18 protein-coding genes are annotated in these 26870 nt (G+C 52.7%); 15 read left to right on the top strand and 3 right to left on the bottom strand.

Translation table 11 applies throughout. The annotated features are described in order from the left end of the window. Positions 1–17 precede the first annotated feature (17 nt). Positions 18–407: a hypothetical protein gene (locus QEH57_RS16170; RefSeq protein WP_309007803.1), complete on the bottom strand. Its 390-nt coding sequence runs from the start codon at positions 405–407 to the stop codon at positions 18–20. A gap of 1432 nt (positions 408–1839) precedes the next feature. On the opposite strand from QEH57_RS16170, the gene yjjJ reads away from it, so the two are divergent. The 8 genes from yjjJ (at position 1840) to QEH57_RS16130 (ending at position 17216) form a co-directional block, all read left to right on the top strand. Next, entirely contained in the window at positions 1840–3219 is a 1380-nt protein-coding gene (gene yjjJ / locus QEH57_RS16165) for a type II toxin-antitoxin system HipA family toxin YjjJ (RefSeq protein ID WP_309007802.1), read from the top strand. Positions 3220–3551: 332 nt separating this feature from the next. Then, positions 3552–6983, top strand: coding sequence for a type I restriction-modification system endonuclease (gene hsdR / locus QEH57_RS16160; protein WP_309007801.1), 3432 nt, complete (start codon positions 3552–3554; stop codon positions 6981–6983). A 25-nt stretch (positions 6984–7008) separates the two neighbouring features. Continuing rightward, positions 7009–8472 (top strand): N-6 DNA methylase, encoded by a 1464-nt coding sequence (locus tag QEH57_RS16155; protein ID WP_309007800.1) that lies wholly within the window; start codon positions 7009–7011, stop codon positions 8470–8472. Beyond that, positions 8469–10133 (top strand): restriction endonuclease subunit S, encoded by a 1665-nt coding sequence (locus QEH57_RS16150; protein ID WP_309007799.1) that lies wholly within the window; start codon positions 8469–8471, stop codon positions 10131–10133. Before QEH57_RS16155 ends, QEH57_RS16150 begins: the two co-directional genes overlap by 4 nt. 7 nt (positions 10134–10140) lie before the next feature. Next, positions 10141–11814: an AAA family ATPase gene (locus QEH57_RS16145; RefSeq protein ID WP_309007798.1), complete on the top strand. Its 1674-nt coding sequence runs from the start codon at positions 10141–10143 to the stop codon at positions 11812–11814. Then, the gene (locus tag QEH57_RS16140) at positions 11811–12662 is read left to right on the top strand and encodes a hypothetical protein (RefSeq protein WP_309007797.1); all 852 of its coding nucleotides are present in this window, start codon (positions 11811–11813) and stop codon (positions 12660–12662) included. The genes QEH57_RS16145 and QEH57_RS16140 overlap by 4 nt, the downstream gene beginning before the upstream one ends. A gap of 121 nt (positions 12663–12783) precedes the next feature. Next, entirely contained in the window at positions 12784–13395 is a 612-nt protein-coding gene (locus tag QEH57_RS16135; RefSeq protein WP_309007796.1) for a hypothetical protein, read from the top strand. Between the two features lie 389 nt (positions 13396–13784). Beyond that, positions 13785–17216, top strand: a complete 3432-nt coding sequence (locus QEH57_RS16130) for an AAA family ATPase (protein WP_309007795.1) — start codon at positions 13785–13787, stop codon at positions 17214–17216. A gap of 54 nt (positions 17217–17270) precedes the next feature. Here QEH57_RS16130 and QEH57_RS16125 read toward each other — a convergent pair whose 3' ends face one another. Further along, positions 17271–17684 (bottom strand): hypothetical protein, encoded by a 414-nt coding sequence (locus QEH57_RS16125; RefSeq protein WP_309007794.1) that lies wholly within the window; start codon positions 17682–17684, stop codon positions 17271–17273. Between the two features lie 622 nt (positions 17685–18306). On the opposite strand from QEH57_RS16125, the gene QEH57_RS16120 reads away from it, so the two are divergent. After that, complete coding sequence (locus QEH57_RS16120) at positions 18307–18534, top strand: hypothetical protein (protein WP_309007793.1); 228 nt, start codon at positions 18307–18309, stop codon at positions 18532–18534. A 1431-nt stretch (positions 18535–19965) separates the two neighbouring features. Here the strand turns inward: QEH57_RS16120 and QEH57_RS16115 are convergent. Beyond that, positions 19966–20469, bottom strand: coding sequence for a hypothetical protein (locus tag QEH57_RS16115; protein ID WP_309007792.1), 504 nt, complete (start codon positions 20467–20469; stop codon positions 19966–19968). Between the two features lie 416 nt (positions 20470–20885). Between QEH57_RS16115 and QEH57_RS16110 the strand changes: the two genes are divergently transcribed. The 6 genes from QEH57_RS16110 to QEH57_RS16085 all read left to right on the top strand — a co-directional run bounded on the left by QEH57_RS16110 (position 20886) and on the right by QEH57_RS16085 (position 26780). Beyond that, complete coding sequence (locus QEH57_RS16110) at positions 20886–21092, top strand: hypothetical protein (protein ID WP_309007791.1); 207 nt, start codon at positions 20886–20888, stop codon at positions 21090–21092. Further along, positions 21089–21604, top strand: coding sequence for a hypothetical protein (locus QEH57_RS16105; protein WP_309007790.1), 516 nt, complete (start codon positions 21089–21091; stop codon positions 21602–21604). The genes QEH57_RS16110 and QEH57_RS16105 overlap by 4 nt, the downstream gene beginning before the upstream one ends. 170 nt (positions 21605–21774) lie before the next feature. Beyond that, a complete protein-coding gene (locus QEH57_RS16100; protein WP_309007789.1) occupies positions 21775–22305 on the top strand; it encodes a hypothetical protein in 531 nt (176 codons plus the stop codon). 77 nt (positions 22306–22382) lie between these two features. Beyond that, positions 22383–23018, top strand: coding sequence for a metallophosphoesterase (locus tag QEH57_RS16095; protein WP_309007788.1), 636 nt, complete (start codon positions 22383–22385; stop codon positions 23016–23018). Between the two features lie 227 nt (positions 23019–23245). Continuing rightward, positions 23246–24073, top strand: coding sequence for a metallophosphoesterase (locus QEH57_RS16090; protein ID WP_309007787.1), 828 nt, complete (start codon positions 23246–23248; stop codon positions 24071–24073). 520 nt (positions 24074–24593) lie between these two features. Further along, positions 24594–26780, top strand: coding sequence for a MobA/MobL family protein (locus QEH57_RS16085; RefSeq protein ID WP_309007786.1), 2187 nt, complete (start codon positions 24594–24596; stop codon positions 26778–26780). Positions 26781–26870: the final 90 nt, after the last annotated feature.

Genomic DNA, 26870 nt, shown 5'->3' with positions numbered 1-26870 from the left:
AGGAGGTGTACTCGTTCTCAGTCTGGAACCCGCCGGGATAGGTGAAACGCCAAGGGCGCTACTTCGGATCCGTACTCGTTGCTCCACACTATGTCCAAGAGACCTTCGGTCTCGCCGGCCTCATAGGCCCATCTGACCTGGGACTCGAAGGAGCTGTCCAAGGCTTCCTTTCCATTCTCGAAGATGGCAGCGCTACCGCTGGCGTCGAACTCGTACGAAACCACGACGCCTTCCGGGTTGGCGCCGCTCCAGAGGCCCACAAGGTCAGCTGACTCGAGCGTTGGCGTTCGAAGGGAGACATCGATTGGCTCCGTCGGCGTCGAGTCGGACTCTTGACCGTTTTCCAGCGCTACGGCGCGCAAAGAAAAAACCATACACACAACCCAAACGAGAAGGTTACGCTTCATTGAATTCCTAGCGAGTGACAATTGGCACTCTTTTCGCCGATTCGTGTATCCATGATACCGGTACAAATCAAGAAAATCCCATCGTCACCCAAAATGAATCGTAAAAACCGTCCGATCCATGTCTATACTGTAAAAAAGTATGGAGTCATACTCCACTCGCAGTATTCAACCAGCGGAAACTCAAGCCATTGATCGAGAGAAAATAGGCGCTTGCGAGATTCCATTTTAGGAATTCAAAAAAGCCCAGCTTTCCTTCAGGGTTTGGATGATAGTGCATTTCTTGAGGCCGGATTCATTGTTCAAGAACTAAGAAACGAATCGACTGTGAGGCACATCTAAGAACTGCTAGGCCAGAGTCCAGAAACCCTCTGCGATAGATTCGACACCACCCCACATGCATATTCAGTCTTTAGCGGGGGCATATTAGACAAGACGGCTTAATGCCCCCGGCTTTCCGACAAGGGTAAAACGTCAGGCTTCTTCCGAAAAGTTTGGATCACAGCTTAGGGCTCCAGAAGCGCACCCTCTCAAGCTCCTGATCTGAAAATCCAATCTAGGCCACCGACTTTAGCGCGAACTGAACGAAAACGTTCGCTCGTTCGCCAAACGCTTGTTGGAAGCTCATTCGAGGCTGCCTCGCTTCGCTCTATTTTCTGCTCGGATTTTCGCCACCTCCTCGAGAGCGCTACTTACCTTACCCCACACAACGGAATCTAGGTCGGGTGCCTCAGCCAAACTTGAAGCTTTTGCTTTGAGGATTTGCCACCTGACGCAGCAGGCTTTTGAGCTACCTGCTGCAGTTCGCGCGTTCGCTCGCTGACTTCGTCACATCCGCGTTCAGCGTCCTCAGGCCTCCAACTCGCTCAACGATTCGTCCGCTGCCTCGAAGGCTCCATCTTGCGTATCGAGGTGGGACTCCAAATGCGCCAGGTTCTGGCAAGTGTTCGATGCCGACTGGTCGCCGCCTTCTTCTTGGTGAATACTCCGAGGCCACCAGCATCGCCACCGGGCGAGGCGATCTTCGCACCGCTGGACAAACGGTTAAGGCTCCTTTGCTGCAGCGAATTGCTGCGGTTCAAATGGAGGGATGCAGCGCTAGATGTTTGTCCTGGAAGCGAGTCGAAAATCCATTGATCGCGTTAGGCCTCATGGCAGCTCAAACCACCAAATTGAAAGTATAACCGATTTTAGCCCTTAGAAATGAACGTCTCGTCGCCCTCTGAGGCTTCGATCCCAGATATCCTCACAACCCCGGTCAAATCGCGCCGATCGCGGACCAGCATTTACCCGTTTGAGTGGGATGCGTTTGCCAGCATCCACCCCTGCTCTTCGCGGAATCCGAGAGTCCCCATCATTCTATTCATTCGTAGCTCTCTCTCCTTTCTTTTCTCTTTGACTATGTTTAGCTTAAACTATTCATATTTTTATTCAATTGAGCTCGAAACACACAGATTCCATCGAGCGACTGCTCGCCTCCCAGGGTTCGATGTCAGCAGCAGACATCGCTCGCGCACTAGGCGTCAGCCAGCCTACCGTATCCCGAGCGTTAAGCGCCTCCTCGAAGGTTCTACACATCGGCCAAACCCGGCGCGCTCGCTACGCCTTGCCGCGCCCACTCGACGGAGAGGAATCCAATTGGAAGCTCTACCAAATCGACGCCAGCGGCCAAGCACAAGTCGCAGGTACGCTTCACGCCCTTCATCAAGGCGAATTCTACTTCGAGCCGAACTGGGAAAGCGATCGTTACAGCTACCTGCTGAACGGCGAAGACCATCCGCAACTCTTCCCCGACCTGCCATGGTTTCTCGAGGACATGCGCCCTCAGGGCTATCTCGGACGCCTGCTCGCCCATGCCCACGGCCCAGCCCTCGGCATCGGAACCAAACCCGAAAACTGGACCGTCCACGAAGCGCTCAAGGCGACACTGGCCCACGGCGACGACACCCCTGGCAACTTCATCCTCGGAGGCCACGCAATCGATGCGTTCCTAGAACGGCCCAGCCCATCGGACGCCATCGAGGAGAGCGAGCGCGCGACGCGATTCGATCAGATTGCCCATCATATCACTGAAGAAGGCGAGGTTCCCAACTCCTCCGCAGGCGGAGAGCAACCCAAGTTTACCGCCTGCATACGACGTCCAGACGACTCCCTCCTGCACGCTATCGTCAAGTTTTCCGGCTCCCTGCAAACCGATGCCGGCCGACGCTGGGGCGATCTTCTTGCCGCCGAAGCGATCGCAGCGGAAGAACTGTCCCGCATCGGCCTGCCCGCAGCCAACTCCCAGCTAATCCAGACCGAGCAACGCGCCTATCTGGAGGTCGAGCGTTTCGACCGCTCCGGCAGCCGAGGTCGTATCGGCACCCTCTCCCTGCGCTCGCTCATCGCTGGGCTCGGCGGCGAGCTCGAGCAAAGCTGGAGTCGCAGCTGCCAAACGCTCGTCCGAAACGGCTGGCTCAGCCAAACCGACGCCGACAGAGCCGCTACCTACGAATACTTCGGACACCTAATCGGCAACTCGGACATGCACCTCGGAAACCTCAGCGTCTTCCTGACTCCGCAGCTCCCGCTAGAGCTTTGCCCCATCTACGACATGCTCCCCATGCGTTACGCCCCGCAGCGTAGTGGAGACCTCCCTACAAAGCCTATCGACGTCCGCCCACCACGCCCCGAAGAGCTCTCCCAGTGGCAACCCGCCGCTCAAGCCGCCGCCCGCTTCTGGACCCAACTCACCGAGGCGCTTCCAGCGAACTCTAATCTCCGCGAGAGCGCTCAAGAAAACTCAAGGCGAATCCAAGACGCGAGCAATCCTTAAGCAGCCACCAAGCATAAAACGGGCAGGCCTTTGCCAACGATCCGGATGCCAACTCGTATTTGATGTTTGTATACAATGGCTGTTCTCGCAGTCGTCAGGATTGCGATGTAGGGGCCTCGCCATCTCTATCGCGATTTATCGGCCAGCAACAGCTGACCGAATCGAAGAGGGAAGCCGACATTACACTCCAGCCTAAGATTTCCCCTATCCAATGGATTTTGGTAGATTAGATGCTCTTTGATCAAAGAAATCGCAGCTAAGTAAATACCTTTAGCTCGCCAAGCTTCCAAACTTTCCCAATTTGTAAAACTTCCGCTCGGAATCCCCCTTGTATGTCCGTTCCGCCTCCCACAGTTAATTTCCAATTCCTCCGCAAGTCTGAGCCTCACTTACTCAAGCTCGCCTCCGGAGCGGAATCCTACTGTTTCACGGAGCCGGACCTCTCCCTTACTCGCTCCAGGCAATTCGCCGAAGCGATCGCAGCGCTCATCCTCCAGTCGTCCTCCCAACACCGCAAAGAGATTCCCGACCTTCTCAAGTCGATCAACGCTCTCCGCGACGAGGGTTATCTCAGCCGCGAGCTATGCGACGCGTTCCACACCATCCGGAAACTCGGCAACAAGGCTGTTCACACGGGCAGCGCAAAAGAGTCCTCAGCCCTCCACGCTCTCAAGCTGACTCGAGCGATAGCGGTTTGGTACCACCGCCTTTCCAAACCCAATTTCAAGCCCGGCGCCTTCATTCCCCCACCTCCGCCCGAGGACCCAACCGAGGAGCTCGCCAACGAACTCGCCGAGCTCCGCGAAAAATTCGCCGAAGAGCACAAAGCCCTCGAACAAGCCGAGGCCCAAATAGGATCCCTCGAAGCAGCACGCGAAGCGGCCCTAGAAGAAGCCCGCAAAGCCTACGAGGAACAAGCCGCTGCCCTAGAACTCGCAGCCGAAACCGAGGATAAACTCCTCGCCGCCCAGGAATCCTTCCTTTCCGAGGAAGCGAAAAAGCCGGCCCCCACCAAAAAGGAAGCCGAAGAGACAAAGTCCGCGGCCAATCAAGCCTCCTCCCAATTTCTCTCCGACCTCGACGAAGCCGAAACACGCGAGATCATCGACGCGAAACTTCGCGAAGCAGGATGGGAGGCCGACACAGTCAGCATCCGCTACGCTCGTGGCGCCCGCCCCGAAAAGGGCGTTAATAAAGCCATCGCCGAGTGGCCCACCACATCCGGCCCCGTCGACTACGCCCTATTCGTCGGACTTCAGCTGATAGCAGTCGCCGAAGCCAAGAAATTTGAATACGACCTTCCTCCCGTTTTGGGCCAGGCCAGACGCTACGCAAAAGACATCGACTCTCAAGGCTTCGACCTACCCGAAGGAAGTCCATGGCTTGAATACAAAGTCCCCTTCGCCTTCGCATCGAACGGACGCCCCTACCTCAAACAACTTGAAGAGAAGAGTGGCATCCACTTCCAAGACCTTCGCGACGAGACCGTATCTCCCTGCGCCATAGACGGCTGGCGCAGCCCCGAAGGCCTCATAGCCGACCTCAAGCAAGATATTGCCGAAGCCAACGAAGACCTCTCGAACACCCCAGTCGACGATCTCCCCGGACTCCGCGACTACCAGATCAAAGCCATTTCAGAGATCGAGAAATGCATTGTCCGAGGCCAGCGGGAACTCCTCCTTGCCATGGCCACCGGCACCGGCAAGACACGCACAGCCGTTTCTCTCATCTACCGACTCATTCGCTACCGTCGTTTTCGCCGCATCCTCTTTCTTGTCGACCGCGAAAAGCTTGGTGAGCAAGCCCACGACGACGGCTTCGCCAACATCAAGCTGGAATCCCTACAAACGTTCACCGACATGTACAACGTGGCCGAACTCGGGGAACGCACCATCGAGCCCGAGACCAAAGTCCACATCGCCACCGTCCAGAGCATGGTACAGCGCGTTACCCTTCTCAGCGACGACCCACCTCCCCCTGTCGACCAATATGACTGCATCATCATCGACGAATGCCATCGTGGATACAATCTGGACCGCGAGATGGACGAGCACGAAATGGTGTTCCGCTCCGAAGCCGACTTCATCTCCAAATACCGTCGCGTCATCGAGCACTTCCACGCCGTCAAGATCGGCCTCACGGCGACACCTGCCGCCCACACCACCAGCATTTTCGGTCGCCCTGTCTACACCTACTCTTACCGTGAAGCCGTCACCGACGGTTACCTCTGCGACCACGAGCCGCCCTACCGCTTCACCACCGCGCTTGCCAAGCACGGCATCAAATGGCGCAAGGGCGAAAAGATCCAGTTCTACGACCCCAAGACCGGAGAGATGGACCTCGTCACCGCCCCAGACGAAGTCCTCAAAGGCGTCGACGAGTTCAACAAGCAAGTCATCACCAGACCGTTCAACACGACCATCTGCGAGGAACTCGCTAGCCCCGAATACTTCGACCCGAGCGAGCCAGGCAAAACCCTCGTCTTCTGCGCCACCGATTCCCACGCAGACATTTTCGTCACCGAGCTAAAGAAAGCGATTCGCAAGCAATACGGCCCGCAGCCCGACACCCTCGTAGCCAAGATTACCGGCACCGCAGTCGCGGGAGACTCCACCGTCTACAAACGCTTCAAAAACGAGGTGTATCCAAAAATTGCGGTCACCGTAGACCTACTCACCACTGGCGTCGATATCCCCTCCATCACCCGCCTCGTTTTCGTACGCCGCGTCAAGAGCCGCATCCTCTACGAGCAGATGCTCGGACGCGCCACACGCCTTTGCCGCGACCTCTTCGGCGAGGGCGAGCACAAGCAGTCCTTCGAAATCTTCGACGCGGTCGATATCTACGACGCCTTGGAAGACGTCAGCACCATGCGGCCCGTTGTCCAGCGTCCCAAAGCATCCATCCCGCAAATCGTCGGCTGGATGGACGAAGCTCTCGCTGCCGAAAACGCCTCGTCCGCCGAAGCCTTCCACCGCGAGCTGGTCGTACGCATTCGCCGCCTCGGCTCGCGACTCGCTGGCCGCAACGAAGAGCTAGAGTCCCGCTTCCCTCCCTATAATGCGGATACCCTCACCTCCGCCATTGCCACTTCCCCCTCCGCCGCGAGCGCCATCTTCGCCGAGCGCGAAGACCTCGCGGACTGGCTAGCCAAAGTCGCCAAGAAAGGCCCTCGCCCGCCCCTCATGATCTCCGAGCACACCGACGAGATCCTAAGCGTCGAGCGAGGCTACGGAGACGGACGCGAAAAGCCCGCCGATTACCTCGATCGCTTCAACCACTGGATCGACGAACACAAGTCCACCAACGAAGCCCTGCGCCTCGTCCTCACCGCACCTGCCAGTCTCGACCGCAAAGCCCTCAAGCAGCTCCTCCTCGCCCTCGCCGACGAAGGTTTCAGCGAGACCCAGCTCCGCCCCGCCTGGCGAGAGGTCAAGCACCAGGACTGCGCCGCCACCCTCATCGGCTATATCCGCTCCCAGGCCCTCGGCTCCCCGCTAATCCCCTTCGAGGAGCGCGTCGAACGCGCCGCCCAAAAGCTTCGCTCCTCCACTGAATTTCAGTGGACGCAAAATCAAAGACGTTGGCTTGATCGCATCGTGAATCAGATCAAGAAACAAACCCTCGTTGACCAAGACAGTCTCCAGTCAGGCGCTTTCGCCTCCGCTGGCGGCTTCAACGTCATCAACAAATCCTTTTCCGGCAAACTCGACCGACTCCTCTCAGATCTGCACTCTGCAATCTGGAATGACGACGTCGCCTAACTCCCTTTATCGCAAACACAAATAAATGGCCTCCCTCAGCAACGCTCTCTCCAAGACCACATTCGACATAGTCCAAAAACTCTGGAATCTCTGCAATATCCTCCGCGACGACGGCGTACAGTACTCCGCCTACGTCACCGAGCTCACCTACCTGCTCTTCCTCAAGATGGCAGAGGAGACGCCCAAAGGAAACACCCACATCCCCGTAGAATACCGCTGGCCAACCCTCGCCGAAAAAGACGGCAAGCCCCTCTTCGACCACTACCGCAAACTCCTCCTCGAGCTGGGCAACTCGAAAAACACTCGCGTCGCCGCCATTTTCACCAACGCCCAAACCTCCCTCCGCCAGCCGCGCCACCTGCACACCTTGGTAAGCGCCATCGACGGGCTCGACTGGTACTCCGCCCGCCAAGAAGGTCTCGGCGACCTCTACGAAGGTCTCCTCCAGAAAAACGCGGAAGAGTCCAAGTCCGGAGCTGGCCAATACTTCACGCCCCGCTCCCTCATCGACTCCATGGTACGCCTCATGCAGCCACAGCCGGGCGAAGTCATCCACGACCCCGCCGCAGGCACCCTCGGCTTCCTGGTCGCCGCTGACCACTACATCAAGGAAAAGACCGACCAACTCTTCGAACTCTCGCCCGAGCTCCAAGAGTTCCAGAAGAAGCAAGCCTTCTACGGCATGGAGCTGGTCCCCAGCACCCACCGCCTCGCTCTCATGAATGCCCTCCTGCACGACATTCATAGCGACATTTTCCTCGGCGACACCCTTTCCGAAGACGGTAAGAAACTCGCCAATGCGGACCTCGTCCTCACCAACCCACCCTTCGGCACCAAAAAAGGCGGAGGCACCCCCACTCGCGACGACTTCACCTTCGACACTTCCAACAAACAGCTCGCTTTCCTACAGCACATCTACCGCAGCCTGCGTCTCCCCTCCGCCAACAAACCCGGCGGACGCGCCGCTGTCGTCTTGCCCGACAACGTCCTCTTCGAAGACAACACCGGCGCCAAGATCCGTCGCGACCTCATGGACAAGTGTAACCTGCACACCATCCTCCGCCTCCCCACCGGCATCTTCTACGCCCAAGGCGTTAAGACCAACGTCCTCTTCTTCCAACGCCACAAAGAAGAAACCGGCGGCACCAAAAACGTTTGGGTCTACGACATGCGGAGCAATATGCCCAAGTTCGGCAAACGCACTCCCCTTACCGAACAACACTTCGCTGACTTCGAAAAAGCCTACGGCAAAAAACCAAACGGCACCAGCAAGCGTATTGACCAAGGCGATACAGGCCGCTTCCGCAAGTTCACCCGCCAAGAAATCGCCGACCGCAACGAGAACCTAGACTTATCCTGGCTCCGCGACGAAAGCTCCAGCAGCAGTGACGAACTCCCAGAGCCTGACGAGTTAGCTGCCGCCATCCTCGAGCGACTCCAAACCGCATCCGATGAAATCAAAGCCCTTCAGGAGGAGCTAGGAGCATGAGCAAGTTGCCAAAGGGCTGGATGAAAGTCCCACTTCGAAAAATCACAGAACCAATCTCAAAAGGTCCTCCAGACTCCGATTTCGTATATGTCGATATCGCGAGTATCGACAACCAGAGCAAAAGGATTGTCGCTCCAAAGGAGCTGACTGCGTCTCAGGCACCAAGCCGTGCGCGCCAACACCTCAAGGCTGGCGACGTTCTCGTCTCGATGACAAGACCAAACCTAAATGCAGTCGCTATTGTCCCAGACACTCTTGATAATTCTATAGGCTCTACAGGGTTCGATGTTTTAAGATCAACCGCAACAGAGCCAGCGTGGCTTTTTTCTCATGTAAAATCGACTCGTTTCGTCGATTCGATGGTTTCCTTGGTCCAAGGGGCACTGTATCCAGCAGTAAAATCTGCAGATGTACGCTCATACGAGATAGAGCTTCCACCCGCTAACGAGCAAAAGCGAATCGTCAAAAAGCTGGAAGCGTGCGAAGGGCGAATCAACACCGCACGCGAAGCCTTGGACGAAGTACCGTCATTGCTCGACCAATACAGGCAAAGCGTCCTCGCAGCCGCCTTCCGAGGCGACCTCACCAAGAAGTGGCGTCAGCAAAACCCAGACATCGAACCGATAGAGAACACGATTGAGAACGTTACATTCCAACAATCAAAGAGCGGCAGATCAGCATCTGACGCCGTGATCGACGGTAGAGCGGCTATTGCAGTTGGTAAGAAAGAGCGGCCTGCCCCCCCAGGTTGGAAGTGGGTTCCACTTCTAAAAGTAGCGCGGATGGAATCAGGTCATACACCATCCCGCAGCCACCCCGAATGGTGGGGAGGAGATATTCCTTGGATAGGAATTAAGGACGCACGAGATGGACATGGTAAAACCATCCTAGCAACTAACCAATACACAAACGAGCTAGGCTTGGCCAACAGCGCTTCGAGATTACTCCCAGAGGGAACCGTATGCCTATCTAGAACTGCCTCAGTCGGCTATGTGACTAAGATGGGCAAACCCATGGCAACTAGCCAAGATTTTGCCAACTGGATATGTTCTGACGCACTCGAACCGGAATTCCTACAGTACGCCCTGATGGCAGAAGGCGACGATATTAGAAATTTCGGCAAAGGGACAACCCACACCACCATCTACTTTCCCGAATTAAAGGCGTTTCAAATCTGCATACCGCCAGTTGAGGAACAGAAAGTAATATCCCAAAAGGTCCGACGTGCACTAGAAACAATCGAAAAATGCGAAGCAGAAATGAGTAGCTCATTAAATGAGACTACTCAATTAATTCAGCGAGTACTTTCGAGAGCATTCAGCGGTAGACTTGTACCGCAAGATCCCGATGACGAACCCGCCAGCAAACTCATTGAAAAGATCAAAGAAGACCAAGCAAATGCTCCCCAAAAAAAGAGAGCGACAAAGCGAGTCACGAAAAAGGCCAGAAACAAAAAACTCATGAAAATCCAGCTTGAGGAAGCCCTCTCCAAAGCAAACTCAGACCTGAGTCCAAACGACTTGTTTTCGCTTTCTGGATACAAACCGGATGAGGTAGAAGAATTCTACGCTGACCTCAAAAAAGCAATCGACAGCAAGTCTATCCTCGAGGACCGTTCCGATGAACAGAACCCGAAGCTTCGACTAGCGAAAGCGAGCTAAGCAAGCAATGAAACTGGACTACCTCAAAGTCGACGGATTCAAGAACCTCAGCAATTTCGAGGTCGACTTCGACGCCCAAAGCCTGATCACCGTCGTCATCGGCTGGAACGGTACCGGCAAGTCCAATCTCTTCGAAGCTCTCGTTTTAATCTTCCGCGACCTCGACCTAAAACAAGTCACTCCCTTCAGCTACAAAGTCGTCTACCATAGCCGGGGAGCAAGAGTCACCGTAGAAAACAATCCATCCGGTGGCACCTTCGCCAAGTCAGTCTCCTTCAAGATCGAGGAAGAAACCTTCGAACTAGGAGCGGAGCCTCCCGCCCCAAAACTCATCAACTACCTTCCGTCCTACGTTTTCGGATACTACTCAGGACCGAGTCGAAGACTGAGTGACCATTTCTTCACTCATCAGCGTAAGTACTACGAGAAGATCATCAGTGACGACGCTTCAAACGTCCGAGAACTCAAAGCCCTCCGCAAGTTCTTCTGCGCCGAGAATCATCACGCCAAATACGCTCTCATTGCCTTCTTCGCCCAGCATGACCAACGCGTTTCAGACTTTCTAAAAAAGCACCTTCGAATCGAAGGTCTAGAGTCGGTGCTCTTCGTCATGAAACGCCCTACTTGGGCCACCGGAAAAAAGAAGGACGCTCACCTTTGGGGAGCAAAAGGCCTAGTAAGGCGTTTCCTCGACCGATTGTTCAATCTTTCCCTAGCTCCCATGCACCTAGACCAACGGGTGCCGTTGAGTATCAAAAAATCAAAGACGGAACAGTTCCTCTACCTGTACCTAAAAGATGTCAACCGACTCCATGAACTCGCCGAAGACTACGACTCTCAGTCTGACTTCTTCGCCGCCCTTGAAAGCGCCGACCTATCCGAAGTCATCCACGACGTCCAAATAAAGGTCAGAATCCGCAGCTACGACGGAGAGCTCACATTCCGAGAACTCAGCGAAGGCGAGCAGCAACTCCTCATGGTCCTCGGTCTCCTCCGTTTCACCAAAGAGGAAGAATCCCTCATCCTCCTAGACGAACCCGACACTCACTTGAACCCACATTGGGGCACCGAATACCTCGACATGCTCCGCGAGATCGTGGGTACCGAAGACAACGCCAAGAACACCAAAGGCACCCGCCATATCATCATGGCGACCCACGACCCGCTCGTCATTTCCGGTCTGGAAAAGGAGCAAATCCAAATCCTCAAGCGCAACGAGCATACGGATCAATGCTACGCCGAGACTCCCCATCGCTCACCCAAAGGAATGGGCTTCGAAGGCATCCTCACCAGCGAGATGTTCGGCTTCCGCTCCGCCCTCGACCGCCCCACCCAAGACCTCCTCGATGAGAAACGCCAACTCGTCAACGAGCTCGAGCAGCGAGACAGGAAGGTGCATTCAGATGTTCTAAGCCAATGCAGCTTAGATTCTCTTGCCACCGAAACTCCGCGAAAAACAAGAGAGCAGATTCTTCGGCGCATCGAAAAGATTAATACACTCATCGGGGATCTAGACTTCACCAACGTCGTCCGCGACGAATATTTCAAAATCTTCTCCCGAGCCATGGCCGATTTTGAGGCGAAGAATGCCATAAAGGGCAATGCAGTCTCCCCGGCAGACTTTGAACGTCGCCGAGAATTCGCAGCACGAATCATCGAAAGGATTAAAAACCAAGAATGATCTACATCGACCAATCTCAGCTAGACCTGGATGCCGATTGGGTCGATGACGCACAAGCAAAGACTCAGACGCTCTGCACGTTCGCTAATTCAGAACAACGATCTAGCTACATGACCCAAAACGCCAGAGTCTGGCGGGATCCCAGGTTGATAACCGCTCTCGAAGATCGTTCTCACAAGAAGTGCTGGTATTGCGAGTCCAAGGAGAACCGATCAGATCGTCACGTTGACCACTTCCGCCCCAAAGGACGCGTCAAAGGCACAGACCACGGCGGCTACTACTGGCTCGCATTCAAAGGCGAGAACTACCGCCTAGCCTGCACCTACTGCAATTGCCACCGCACCGATCGAGAAAACGGCGAAGTCCTTGGAAAAGGAGACAGCTTCCCTCTCGAGAACGAAGATCAAAGAATCAGCGATCCAACAATTGGATACGATCAACTTTGCAGACAAGAACGCCCTACCCTCATAGATCCTTGCAAGCCCACTGACGTCGTACTAATCGACTTTCAAGACGACGGCTCCGCAATCGAGCGGTTCAAAGAAGAAAAGAACCCCACGGGCCACAAGCGAGCCAAGGCAAGCATCGACCTGTATCACCTCAACGAGCGCGACATCAAAGACGCAAGACAAGGGCTTTACCAAAGAATCAAAGATTTGGTAGCACGCATCGACCGAGAATTTAACCACGCCCTCGACCAAGACTCCTCAGCTGAAAACAGCGTGGAAGACTCCCTACGCGATCTCAAAGCCCTCCGAGCCCCCGACGCAGAGTACTCAGCCTTCGCCAAAGCGATGATCGCAAGCTTCCAAAGCGAAACCCGCCCATGGCTAAGCATGCTCGATTAACCTAAAAGAGATGTCCCTCAAAGACCTAAGCCCTGCTGAAAAACTTCGAACTCTCGAATCGTTGGCACTCCCAGACCCACGCGAGGAATTGTTTAGAAGAGGAATTTCAGATCAAAACTGCTTGAGTGCAGAGAACCAAAGACTTCTCGAGAAACGTATCCAAAGTATCGATCAATTCAAACTGATCGACGCTATCCCCGAGAGAATCCAAGTCCAATTCGAAACAGCCAAGAACCTCAACCTCTACGCTTGGTTCGTCTATCGCTTTTACCCAGTCGCAGAACGACAACTGCTCTCCGCTCTCGAACTAGGCCTCCGCGAAAAGCTAGATCCGATTATCCCCGCTTACGACAAAGCAAAAAAGGGGAACAACTACCGAAACCGATTCGGTGACTTAACCTTAGGCCCTTTACTCCGGTACGTGCATGACGAGAAACTAGTTGTAAACGAAGACTTTAGGATCTGGTGGCATCAAGTAGAGATGAACGCGAAAGCGAGGCGAGATTTTGAGCATATCGAAAAACTGCGTAGCGAAGATCTGGAATTCATCGAATACGAAGAGTCCGACTTCACAATCGAAGAACAAGACAAAGACCACGACTACTTCGGCCCACTTTCGAAATCTCTCCCCAGGACCCGCAACGCTCACGCCCACGGAAGTACAATGCTAAACATCCCTGGCACGATGAAGTTCGAAATCACCCAAACGATTCTAAACAAATTGTATTCCTAGCATTCACACGCATCCATAAACCAACTCTCTGCATGTTCGACTTCCCTCTACGTCACCTTTCGATTCGCGTGCCTTGGCATGATAGCGGATGGAACGGAACAGTCTGCAAATGCCCAAGTCGCAACACATCGTGCCTAAAGCTACGAAATATCGCTGACAACAAAAGCGATAGCGATGAACAAGCTCTGTCAGGGCGTTCCATCCAAAGCATGGATCCCGCTAGTTTCCCTCCGTGTACGAAAGAGAGAGGTACGTTCATGGCTGATTTCGCATTCAAGCGAACACATGAACACCCATACAGCAAAACCTCGCCGAAAACCCACGCACACTTCGCTCCTACAAACCTTCATTTTCCAGCTTATGCTGCAGCTGCGCTACCGTTTCGCTGGATGATGAAGAAATTCATTTTCGGCGATCCACAAAACGGAAACAAAGGGCTGATCGACGAATTCCCACTATCTAGTGTCGACGAATCCTACGAACCTAGCCTTCCTTTCAACACGGGCTGGGTACAGGATTACCGCAATCACCACGCTATACTAGATTGCTTTTGGAAGCACATCCAGCCAAAAGAGTCCCTAGTATTCTTCTACGCGAAACAAGTTCCTCTAGCAGAGGACACTGGACGCCGAGTTATCGTAGGTGTTGGTCGCGTGAATGCAATCAAGGGGTTAACAGAATACAACTACAAAGGCGATCCTTCCGGTAAGATTCGAAGCCTACTTTGGGAGCGTATGGTAGTTCACTCAATTAGGCCCAACCAGTTTGATGGCTTCTTGCTACCCTATCACGAAGCTCTTGAAAAATGCGATGAAGGACGGAACTTCGACCCCGCAGAGGTAGTGGCCTATGCTCCGGAAGATCGATTTGAAGAGTTTTCATATGCCACAGAACTGGTGAGCCACGACTCAGCGATTAGTTCGTTGCTATCATGCAAAGCTGCTCTCGCACGAGCAAGCGAGCTCTTCAACATATCTATCCGCAAGCAGGAAGAGTGGATAGATAATGAGCTCGGCAGGCTTTGGAAAAAACGCGGTCCCTTCCCTGGAATGGGTGCATTGCTGGCTTCAACAGGGATCAGGATGGGGTATTTCATGGCTCAACATATATCGGAAAAGGCTGCTGACTCCGAGAATCCATGGTCAATTTGGGAATCCGTTCTTGATGATCCGATCAATGAACTGCCACAAGACCTCGCAAACTGTATCGACGACACAATCGCGAAGTCCTGGAAAAAGATGCCCGATGAGCGAAGGAAGTTTCTTCAACTGCTCAGCAGGATCGATCTAACGAGGGAACAAGCCGACATTATTGCAATCCCCGAAAATCGACGCCAGAAAGGCATTGAAGTTCAGGATAACGACTATCTCCGCAATCCTTACCTTATTTACGAATCAGCACGGCTCACGGCATCGCCCATTGAAATCGGTACAGTAGATCGAGGCCTTTTTCCGACCAATTTAGTTCGGGATAAATTTCCGCAGACCGAACCGACAAACATCAAAACTGCCGTAGATGGTCGTCGACTGCGTGCCTTGGTTATAAGGGAGCTGGAAAGCGCTTCGACAAAGGGAGATACCTTAAAGCCCAAGGACGACTTAATTGTCTCTTTAAGAAAACTGGATGACAACCGCTCAGAAGAGGTAACTCCAGTTACTTCAGATCTTCTAGCTGTTACTGAAGAGGAGCATTTCGACGGTGAAATTCGAATCATCAAAATGGCCAACGGAAAACAAGCGTATCAACTAAACAGATACGCCACTTATGGAGATCGTATTCGCAGCACTATTCTCAAACGAAAGGATGCCAATCGCCACACGCTTTCTGTCGATTGGGCTGAAGAATTGAACCGGAAGCTAGGCGAGCTTCCAGAACAGGCTAAAGAGCGACAACTCGAAGCAAGAGCCCGAGAAGAAAAAGCATCAGCACTTGCCGAATTGGCATCTTCACGATTTAGCGTATTGATTGGCCCAGCCGGAACAGGAAAAACAACCTTGCTCTCAATCCTCTGTCATAGGCCTGAAGTAAGCGAAGGTGGAATCTTACTCTTGGCTCCTACTGGCAAGGCCAGAGTGCGCATGGAGGACGTGACCAAGAAAGCAGGAATCTCTAATTACAAAGCATATACTCTCGCACAATTTTTGAGCTCCTCCAAGCGCTACCTGCCTGAAACTCAGCGATACCAAACAACAGGGGAGCCGGGAAAGAACGTCGGCCGGACTGTCATAGTTGATGAATGTTCGATGTTCACAGAAGAGATGATGGCCGCACTTCTCGAAGCAATCTCGGGAGTCCATCGTCTAATCTTCGTCGGCGACCCCAATCAGCTTCCACCCATTGGAGCAGGCAGACCTTTCGTCGATATTGTAGCCGAACTCGCTCCAGAAGACATCAGCAATCAGTTTCCAAGAGTTTCAAAGGCGTACGCTGAATTGACCGTTCCAAGACGACAAGGGGCTGGGAACAGAGAAGACCTACAGCTGGCTGCATGGTTCGGAGGCCAGAGCAGCGAACCTGGCGAAGACCAAGTGTTTGAAATCCTATCAGGCCAGAGAGAGAGCGACTACATAAAGTTCATACAATGGGATACTCCAGACGAACTTGAGAGCCTTCTTCCAAGCGTACTGGCTGAAAACCTAGGCTTCGAGCCCGATGAAGAAGAATGGAGATCATTCTCAGCAAGTCTTGGTGGCGTTATCGATGCAAAAGGATCTGCTTGGTTTAATGTTGGGTGGGACGGAAAAACGGGTGCAGGAGAGAATGCAGAAGCGTGGCAAATCCTCAGTCCAGTACGCCAACAGCCATGGGGTACAGAACAAGTAAACCGATTTATTCACTCTCGCTACAAAGGAATACAGATCCAGGTCGCTAGAACGCCAAAGTGGAAACTCAGCATTCCAAGGCCAATGGGTGACTCTCAGATAATCTATGGCGACAAAGTCATCAACAATCGCAATTCGCCTTTCTACAAAAAACGAATCTACCCCGAGCCAAGCTCGAATGGCTACCTCGCAAACGGAGAAATCGGTATGGTAGTGGGGCATCGCCGAACCAAAAAGAAGTATTGGGATCCCAAGGACCTAGAAGTTGAATTCTCGACCCAACCCAAACAGGTTTTCAAATTCTCAGCATCGGACTTCAGCGAAGAAGGGAACGCTAGTATTGATCTAGCTTACGCACTAACTGTCCATAGAGCACAAGGGAGTGAGTTCGGAATCGTATTCCTAGTACTTCCCAAGTCGCCCCTACTTCTAACCAGGGAACTGATCTATACTGCACTCACGCGACAAAAGAAACGGGTCGTCGTCCTGCATCAAGGCACTGCCAGCGACATTCAAAAACTAAGCTCAAAACGGTTTTCATCATCAGCCTCCCGCCTCACCAATCTGTTCCGATCTCCCGACCCAATTGAGATTCGCTATACGAGTCAGTTTTTAGAGAGTCGGCTCATCCATATCACTAGCAGGGGTGAAGCTGTAAGATCCAAGTCAGAGGTAATCATCGCCAACATGCTGCACAGCAAAGGTATCAACTATCAGTACGAGCTGCCACTCGAACTTGGAGGGACGACCAAATACCCCGACTTCACGATAGACGACGATGATCTAGGCATCACCTACTACTGGGAGCACTGTGGCATGCTTTCAGATCCATCTTATGCCCAGCGATGGGAAGGTAAAAAAGCGTGGTACCGCGAAAACGGAATCTTGCCAACCTCTGAAGGAACTGGCCCCAATGGCATTCTAATCGTAACAGAGGACCTTCCAAACGGAGGCATAGATTCCCAATCGATAGATCGTTTGATTGCCAGAATGCTTTAAACTAGCAACATCAGGTACGGCGAACCGTCTAATGGTCCTCCAAATCGTTATGAATTAAAACACCGGCACCTTCGCCTGCTCTTCCGCTCGCCTCTGATGGAATGCCTTCGACGCATCGATAGCGTCAGTCGAGTAGATCATCAGCTGCTTGGTCGTCGCGAAGAAGTAGGCGAGCCTGCCTTCCTCGCTTTGGAAGATTGTTTTCGCGTACAAGATAGGGATCTCCAACCCCACAGTGGAGTCCGACCGTACCCGCTTCCAGCCGTTACCATAGGCAGCTAGCGCCGCAGCTAGGCTCTCGTCGGTGAACTTGTTTTGGAGCGAGATACGTACCCACAGAGCCTCAAGCCCAGGATCAGAGAACAAGACCTCAAGCCGAACTCCGTCCTTGCTGTACTTGCGAAGCAAACACGGTTGATCGATCGGTACATGGGTACTCTTGAATGGGGTGTAGATCTTGTACCCCAAAACCGCCTTGCTCGATTTCTGCGAACCGTAGCGATCATAGAAATAGACAGGGCCCTTTTGGAGACTCTCCCCCGATAGCGATCCAGTCGCCAAGACCACCAAAATACAGGCAAGCTTAAGCGATTTCGCACGCGGAAGGGAAAAACGAAGAACCCTCTCGACCAGAGTTGGAAAGCCGAAAGTAGACATGCATTCTAATACGGATCTGCCGAGCTGAAGTTTACCTCACTCTAGCAAAGAATCCCGAATCCAAGCAACTCATCGAACTCCGTGACGTCCGCACTGAAAAAGAACAAGAAACGCTTCAACTTGTGCCCAAAGTAGGAACGATGAAACAATTTAAATCGCCCCCCTGACCAACGATGATTTCACTGAAGAATAAATCACCTCCTCAAGTGAACAAACCCTCTGCGCCAAACGACTCGCAAAAAAGCTCGGGACAAACTCTGCCAGGAGATAGGTCGCAATGTCATGCGATTCAAGCTTATGGAGCTGCTCTTGAAAGACCTGGTTTCCAGATCCAATTTCGAGTTAACCCTCGATTCCGCGGAGCAACCCCAGACTGAACAACAAACCCTGGGGCGTTATTTCGACGCGATTCCTCGAGGAGGTCGTACCAGATTTGGTTCCGAGCCAAGCGAACGATCAATCCAACCACCTGAAAGTCGGGTTCAACTATCGTATCCCACTCAAGGACGAAGCGAAAACTGAATGGATGGACCGCGTCCGCAAACTCACCAAAGAACGCAACGACCTAATCCATACCTCGCTCAAAACCATGGACCTGAAGTCGGTCGAGGGCTGCCAGAAAGAAATCGATTTCCTCGTACTCCAACGCAGCCGGATTTAATTCGAGATCGACCGACTAAAAGCAGCTAGGGAATCCCGCAAAGAGATGAAAAATGAGATCCTAGCAATCATCAAAAACCCTGAGCTCTTCGAGCAGCTAATTGGAGAACACCAGTAACTGATAGACAGGTAGAGTTGACGACATCTCCCGTCAGTGAGCCAAACGATTGGTTTCGCCGCCCTCGGGTGGACAAGGATAGAGTCCTACAAGGAAAAATCTCACAGGGTTGTTTCATAGACGATATCGGGGCGCAGCCGAGTAGCAGTTAACAGGGAATCAATCGTTCACGGTCGAAAAAAAACGCCGGCACGAGCTCAATCGTCGGATTTTGAATCTGACTAAAGAGGCGCATAACATACGTCCGCAAGCCTCTGCTTCTGGAGGCCCTGGAAACCCTTATCAAAAAGGAAACATGAAAACTTATGCACAACACAATCCTCTCTTGAGTTCAGCAGAGGATACAAAACGAATCGAAACGGCGAAGCGGGTCATAAACCCTCGGCCGTGAATCAGGAGGACCATAGATGAAAAGTAAGTCCATATGGATCCCTACGCCAATCGAGTTGATATTGGCAAAGGCTGAATTACAGGTCTCAGAAGTGGATAAAACGAGAGGGTTTATGCACTTACACGGCCTAAATTATCGAAACGAAGTGCACTTGCGAGAGCTCGCAAAAGCCTACAACTCCTTCAATGTAATAAGCGAAGGTCTTGTGGAGGCGACGGACCCGCTGGAAGTTACTCGTCTCTGCGGCCGGTTCCTTGATAAAATTCAAGGATTTAAGTTCGTATATTGGAGGAATAAGAAACCTATACCGAAGAATTACATCACCTACGATCAAGGCTACTGCATTTTGACGTTTCCATTCTGCGATTGGCCGGACGAGGAAGAACAGATACGGCTAATGCACAGTCCACTATTCTTGCAGGCCCAGATGACCGCGTACGAGGACCAAACCGTTGAACTGAAATACTTTTTCCAATCGGGCAATTCACCAATAGTCGTCAGTCGACCTCGCTTCCTTGATGAAAGGGTAAGCCGGCAGCTGGAAGCCATACAAAGACGAGCGTACCTGCATTTCGACGCCACGGAGGATTTTTTTCCGTCAAGAGCGCCTAGCGATGGAATTTCTGCGAGGTTACTACATAAAAACGGTCTGAAAACGAAGCCAGGTCCGCGGCGTTCCGCCGTACCCTGGCTTCATTGTCGCGTATTTTTCGAATGATGATGTCGGTTTATATAGTCCGCACGGTCTAGCGAACATTACTGTATCGATAGCGAAACAACAGGAACCAAAGCGTGCCGAACTTCCATACTTTCCAGAAACATCACCGAGATCCCCCCGTTCGCTTCCACAAAGTGAGGACCTACCCCCCTCACCTTTTCGTTTTGGTGATGATCCTCGTAAAGGATAGATCCTGGCATAGGTCTCACGCAACCTTGTACTGGTAGAAAAAACCCTGTTTCGCCACCACGAAAAAGGGAAGCCAAACGAAGCTGGAGGTGTAGATCGTTCCGTTCCAGCTACGCGTCTGGCTTTCGTATTCCTTTAGAAAGAACATCCATTCCAGTCGGCGTAGGTTGACGTAGTCACGCAACTCCTTACGACGAGCGAGCACGACTCGATTCGAATCGCGGTAAACCCACAAAACGAAATCCGCGTTTCCATCGTATCCGCAGATCCAGCGGTCCTTGACCGACCAGAGCTCGATCGGCAGGCACGAGCTCCAGCCCGACTTCCAGCCGGGATCGCGAGACAGCACCTTCATATCGACCTGAACCGTCACCGTTTCCGTCACGACGTAGTAGTCTGTGCCCGCCCGATCCTGCTGAACGCTCGCCTTATAGTGTCTTAGGTAACGGGGAAAAACCCTTCGAAAAACCTTTTCCAGATCCATACTGGCGAGAGCCTTTTCCGATTTTTCGAGGGACACTGCAAAATTCGTTATCGTTTTCATGAAGCAAACTCAGCGAATGGCGGCACGTCAGTCCAGACCAATTTGTATCCACTTCCTGAGTACGCATCTTCGTTCATCTAGATGCATCTAAAAAGTAATAAAAAATCACTAATTGTTAAAATGACACCGAATTCGACATCCCAATCGACGCTAATCGTACTTAACAAAGTTGGAGACGCATTCGAATTAAGTCCGACCACCGACTCGCTCTACGCGGGAAACTCCGCTTGCGAGGATGGTTCAGCAAATCGAATAAATATTCTGATCTCTTTCGAACTGCAACGCTACTACTGCATGGATTCTGGTAAAGTCGGCCCACTCGTCGAGCTCACTATGGATTTAGGGGGTGGAAGCAAAACCCTCGAAAACCTTAAAGAGGAAAGGTCCGCATCATGAAAGATGGAGAACCAACCAAACTAGTGGACGGGATAACGTTACTCGAAATCCTCTTCGACGAGGCCTCGCGCCCCTCGCTTCGCTGGCTGAGGAAGATGCAGGCGGAAAAGAGGGTTCCCTATATCAAGATCGGCAGACTGGTTCGATTCGACCCCAAAGAGGTCAGAACATGCCTTTCAAAAAGCGGAGAACAAAACCCTTGAAACCATCGAAGGAACAAGCCCAGCAAGGCAGCTCACGCCGCCGCAGAAAGCGGCTCAGCGAAAAGCAACTCTCCAAACTCGGGAAACAGATCGAGGCCGGCGACGAGGCCGCGAGCTTCGCCCTGATGCGGGAAGCCTGCGAAACGGAAAACTGGCTGCTGCTGGAAAGCTGCGTTCGGGAACACAACCTGAGTGCTCCGCAATCGCCACGTCCCTACATCTACCTCGCATTCGCCTACGCCCATCTCGACCGCCAGCAGGAGTCCGACGACCTGCTCAAACTCGGCTACGAGCGTTGCCCATCCGCTTCCCGCTACATGAAGGAAATGGCAGTCGTCTGCGGTACCTTCGGCCAACACGACCAAACGCAGCTCTACTTCGCCATGCATCGGCTCCTCGCCTCCGAGAGCGGCGACGACAAAGCCAGCTTTACCGAATTCGGAAAAGCCTACTACGCCTTCCTCAAGGACAACGGAATCCAGTCGGACACCGAAGGCACGGGGAAAGCGTAACCGGCTTTCCACTGCAGCACTTGAGCCAGCGCGACGGAAGCCATCTCGGAACCGCCCTTCGGCCGGCCCCTCCGATGCATTGGCCCGTTTCAGCGAACGACAGAAGCGAAAACAAACCCAATAGGCCCCGACGTCTCCGACGCTCGGGGCCTTTCCATATATCCAATCCTATGAAAGACATCCATAAAATCGACCTGAACGAAGTCCTTCAGCTAAGAGCCAAGCGACAGCTGACGAACGAAGATTCCGAACCCATCGCAAAAGCCATTCGCGCCGGCAACCCGGGCTTGAGTTACTATTTCATGCACAGAGCATGGCTAGCCGGAGCGTGGCCGCTCCTCGAGTCCTTGACGCGCTTGCATCTTAGCATCGATCCAAAGTCTCCACGATCCTACACCCACCTCGCCTTCGCGCTCGGGAGGCAGAACCGGGTCGAAGAGGCAGACTGGACCATTCGCGAAGCCTACGACGCATGCGGCGACACGGCAGCCGTCGAATACGAAACCGCCCTGATCCTTGCCATGGACGGGTTTCTGCCCGAAGCGAAGGTCCACATCCGGAATTACATCTACCTCATGGCAGAAGAAAGAGGCAAAGAAGTTCGCAACCCCGACTTCGACGGGATCTTCGAGTTATTCCTGAAAGACCATTCGCTGCCAATTCGCGTCAAGTTCCACGACGTCGTCTTCGACGAGAACTGACCCGCTGAAGCATCACCAAATTTTCGATACCACCCAAACAGACAATGCACGTTACCTTCATCTCAAACACCCATCGCATGAACGTCCCCTTCGTATTCGGAGGCGATATCCTAATCCACTGCGGCGACTTCTACTCAAAGGGCGAACAAGATCCCGATTTGGAAAAGCTCAACGAGTGGTTCGCCAATCAACAGTTCCGACACAAGTTTTTCATCCCCGGCGAAAACGACGACCCAGTTCTCCTCGACCAGGCCAACAGAAGCGGAAAGCTCAAGGAGGCCACACTGCTGAACGGCAAGCTCGTCGAAGTCGAAGGTTTTAAAATTTTCGGAGCCTCCTTCTTTTCCTGGCAGGACAATAGGCGCTTCGGCTTGCAGACCCTCGACGACGTCGAGGCCCTCGCCAACTCCATTCCTGAGGACTTGGACATCCTCGCCACGCACGTTCCTCCTTTCGGAGTCCTCGACGAGTCCACTCCCGACGACAACCTGGGTTGCCTCACCCTAAGGTGCCGCGTCCAGGAGACTCGCCCGTACGTTCACGCCTTCGGCCACGATACCGGAGCCGCAGGATACGAACGTTTCGAAGACATGCATTGCTACAACGTGGCCCAAAACTGGGACGTATCCCCATGGCCGATGCCAACAACCCTGAACATCGAACCACGATGCGCGCAGTCATCCTTTCCGGCAGAATCCGTCGTCCAATCGTAACCAGTATCTAATTAAAAAACGCCAGAAGGCGGAGTCTGAGAACTCTGCCTTCTTTCCAACATCCAATTCCCGGCCACTCGAGGCCGAGCGCCCCAATTTCTTTTTCTCCTTTGCCAACTTTCCTCTTTTTCTTTGGCAGCATCTGATTCCCCTGCAACGGATCCAGTGGTCTGCCGGACCAAATGAACCTTCCACCGCTCTTCTGGCATTAAGCAACTCTTCAAACCATGACTTCTCCCAATTCTACCAAACCCAAGCGCATCGCTTGGCTCACCGACCTGCACCTCGAGTTCGTCAAATCCTTCGACCGCGTTCAAAAGCTCTGCAAACGCATCCGTATCGAAAAGCCGGATATCGTACTCGTCGGAGGCGACACCGGAACCGCGAACTCCTTCGTCGGCTACCTCGAGGATCTCGAACACCTGATCGACAAGCCGATCTATTTCGTGCTCGGAAACCACGACTTCTACGGCAGTTCCATCGACCGCGTAAAAGCCGAGGCCCAGCAGCTTTCCGAAGACTCCAAAAAAATGCGCTACCTGACCCGCTGCGGCGTGGTGGAGCTCACTCCCACCACCGCCCTCGTCGGGCACGACGGCTGGGCCGACGGCAGGCTCGGAAGCACGGACAAAAGTACCATCGAGCTAAACGACTTCCGCTTGATCGAAGAACTCAAAGGACTCGGCGCAGCGGAACGATTCGCGAAGCTCGCCGCGCTCGGCGACCAAGCCGCAGCCGAAGCGAAGTCGACCCTCGCCCAAGCTTTCCAGAAGTACCAAAGCGTCATCTTCCTTACCCACGTGCCTCCCTTCAAGGAAGCTTGCTGGCACGAAGGCCAGATATCGGGCGACGACTTCCTTCCTCACTTCACTAGCCACGCCATGGGCGCCGTCCTCTTCGAGATCATGGAAACGAATCCCGACAAAACCCTAACTGTGCTTTGTGGTCACACTCACGGTCAAGGCAAAGCCAATATTTTGGACAACCTCAACGTCCAAACCGGAGGCGCCGCATACGGTTACCCTAAGCTGCAAAAAATCATCGAAGCCCATTAAAGAAATCCACTATTTCCCGGTTTCAAAAAAAACAATACTCATCTACTTGGGATCCCTCCCCCGAAAAAGAAGTTTCGAAGTCCCCAAATCACAACCGCAACTCTTCGTCTGAGCGCGCGTTGAGTAATCTCCCAATTGGGTATATCCGACAGCCCTAGGTCTGTTCTCACAGTACCTCCGAAATCGAGATCGGAATTGATGGTCATATCCTTTCCTTGCGCAATTAGTGTTGGGTAGTGATGGGAAACCAAAAATATCCTAGAAAAACCGAGGTTTCCGCTAGTGGATAAGTGTCCGAAATGAGAGTTCCTCAATCGATCGACATGCGATCCGAACTCTCGGTAGCCGAGTGGACCAGATTTTTCATCCGAAATCAGGTCAAATCCCCGTCCAGCCCGAATCAATTCGTCTCGCGCAAACCCTATCACCGCGGAATCGCTAGGAACCACTCGCTCTTACACTAAAACCGTCTGCGACACCAAATTTGGAGATCCGCAGAAAACCGCCATAAAAATAAACCATGGCGAAAAGAAAACACAGACAACTCGTAATAGACGGAAAGACGATAAGGCGAACCTACCTACGGGCCCATCGACAGACACGATCGCGAGGTAAATCCTATGCAGGGCTCATCGCTTACCGATTCGCGAAAAATCTGAAGGACAGCCGTACGGGTCGGTCCTACTATTATTTAAAATCAAAAGCCTCCGAAATACTCGCCTCTGGCATGGTCGGCAAACTCGCCGAGGGAACAACCCTTGAACAGACACTCAAGGAATTCGAAAAATCGGAAAAAAGAAAGGACTCGTGCCTCGGTCGAGACCTTGTGATCGAACTGCCTCTCGAGCTGCAAACCATCGATGGCTCCTTAAAAGAAGTCACATGGGCTTTCGCAGAGTACCTTTCAAACAAGTACAACACTCTCGTCTGGGTCGCAATTCACGACAAGGAAGGAAACCCTCACGCTCATCTTTTGGTTCCAAACTACGAGTACGATCAGGGAGTCCAGCCAGGTACGAGACTCAACATACTGCTGGACCGTAACACCTTCGCAATGGAACTCAAAGAATGGAAAATAGAACTTAGCCGCGTCCTAAATCACGTGCTTGGAAAACACGGTTTAAACAAAACCCTAGAATACGAACACCGCTCCTATCGCGAGAGCGGCCTCGACCTACGCCGCCAATGTCATCAAGGCAACGGGCTCGAATCGGGAGCTAGAATCGAACTCAACAATACCATCCGTAAGCACAATGAGCTGGTTTTAGATGCGATCGAAATTCGGGAAAAGATCGCCGAACTCAAGCAGCACAAGGAAGCCAGAACCCTCTGCGTTGATGCAACTATCGCAAAGATCGATCCTGGGCGAAGCGATCTTGAGTCAAAGAAGATACCAAGCGTTAGGGCCGTTGAGTCGGAGGAAATTGGAAGGTCTACGGAGAAAACCCTATCGACTGTCCCAGGCCAGCTAAGTTCGAGTCGTTTTCATTCGGTCCAACCCGTGGAGGAGGAAACTGACAAAACCACGATTACCTCTACAACTCCGCCGATCCCTATCGAACACGCAAATAGAATCTTCAGTCACGGGGTTTCAGGCAACAAGAAGCTGAAGCGTTTGAAGTCTAAAAAGACCTCAACCGACCGCTCGCAGAATTGGGTTGAATCTGCATTGGAGGACTTGAGGGCAGCCATAGCGGAAACCAACAGTCTTCTAACCTTGTATCCAGGAAGTCCTATTGTGGCAGACACCTTTGCTGATTCGAGTATGCGCTTGGAAAATCTGCAAAAGGCAATCAACGAGACTTCAAATTCAGGCACTTGTGAGGACCTCCATGATACTATCAAAAGTGGTAATGTCGAGGAGCAGAACTCCAAAGGTAACCCTGAAGTAGGAGCATCGAAGCTACTCACTCAGATTCGACTTAGGCTGAAAGAAGCAGCGAAATTGGCACCTGTATTGTTGCATAATGACGTCCAAGGCAGACGGGACATCATCGCGAGGAACGTAGAAACCCTAGATCTCTTGGCCGACCTGAAAGACCTGTTGCGAACGGGTTACCAACTTGAGACCTCGGAAGACCTTCCTGCAGAAACCGAACAACGATCACCAGACGCTATCGCTGAAGAAGAGCTGCAGGACAATTCCAAAACCACTTCAATAGTCGAAAAACCCTCGACTTACAGCAAGCGAACGGATGCCGAGGTCGTTTTAACCGAGTTGAACAGAGCGCACCTGGGACTTTCGCATGCTTTCAACAATCTCACGGCCCTTCGAGGCTACTTTTTGGTTGAGCGGGACGCCCAAAAGGCGATTCACGACACTAAACAATCAGTCGATGTCATGTTGATTCGATGGGATAAGATGCAAACCCTTGATGGACCTAATGTCAGCGACATCGAAACCACCACTGATAAGAAACAAAAGCGTATCAAACAGCAGTTTTCCGAGAAGCTGACAACACTCGGTGCTGAGCTTTCCCGCTTGGAACTACATCTCTCCGATCCACGCACAGAAACACGGAATAGAGGGTTTTCGGAGGCGATCAGCCTCCTTGAAGAACTGCGAGAGCAAGCTCAATTGCTAGTCGACCTAGAATTTCTCACTCCCGCTAAAGATAACATGTCTGATTCTATACCCAAGAAGGAGCATGGACAGGATCAATCCAGCAATAGGCCTATAAACCCTCTAGATTTGGAGATTTGGTAATTCACGTCATATAACCTATTATGACCAATGACCTAAAAACCCTTGAGGAGCGAGAGAAGAATTTAGAAGAGCAGCGATCGCAACTTAAGG

The organism is Pelagicoccus sp. SDUM812005, assembly GCF_031127875.1.
Taxonomy (GTDB): Bacteria; Verrucomicrobiota; Verrucomicrobiia; order Opitutales; family Opitutaceae; genus Pelagicoccus.
This window is presented reverse-complemented; position numbering and strand designations above follow the sequence as displayed.

Bases quoted from the DNA above. Each gene is read 5' to 3' on its own strand.
- QEH57_RS16130 (WP_309007795.1), top strand. From the start codon at position 13,785: ATGATGAAGAAATTCATTTTCGGCGATCCACAAAACGGAAACAAAGGG.
- QEH57_RS16140 (WP_309007797.1), top strand. From the start codon at position 11,811: ATGATCTACATCGACCAATCTCAGCTAGACCTGGATGCCGATTGGGTC.
- QEH57_RS16170 (WP_309007803.1), bottom strand. From the start codon at position 407: ATGAAGCGTAACCTTCTCGTTTGGGTTGTGTGTATGGTTTTTTCTTTG.
- QEH57_RS16090 (WP_309007787.1), top strand. From the start codon at position 23,246: ATGACTTCTCCCAATTCTACCAAACCCAAGCGCATCGCTTGGCTCACC.
- QEH57_RS16150 (WP_309007799.1), top strand. From the start codon at position 8,469: ATGAGCAAGTTGCCAAAGGGCTGGATGAAAGTCCCACTTCGAAAAATC.
- QEH57_RS16085 (WP_309007786.1), top strand. From the start codon at position 24,594: ATGGCGAAAAGAAAACACAGACAACTCGTAATAGACGGAAAGACGATA.
- QEH57_RS16095 (WP_309007788.1), top strand. From the start codon at position 22,383: ATGAACGTCCCCTTCGTATTCGGAGGCGATATCCTAATCCACTGCGGC.
- QEH57_RS16110 (WP_309007791.1), top strand. From the start codon at position 20,886: ATGAAAGATGGAGAACCAACCAAACTAGTGGACGGGATAACGTTACTC.
- QEH57_RS16145 (WP_309007798.1), top strand. From the start codon at position 10,141: ATGAAACTGGACTACCTCAAAGTCGACGGATTCAAGAACCTCAGCAAT.
- hsdR (WP_309007801.1), top strand. From the start codon at position 3,552: ATGTCCGTTCCGCCTCCCACAGTTAATTTCCAATTCCTCCGCAAGTCT.
- QEH57_RS16155 (WP_309007800.1), top strand. From the start codon at position 7,009: ATGGCCTCCCTCAGCAACGCTCTCTCCAAGACCACATTCGACATAGTC.
- QEH57_RS16100 (WP_309007789.1), top strand. From the start codon at position 21,775: ATGAAAGACATCCATAAAATCGACCTGAACGAAGTCCTTCAGCTAAGA.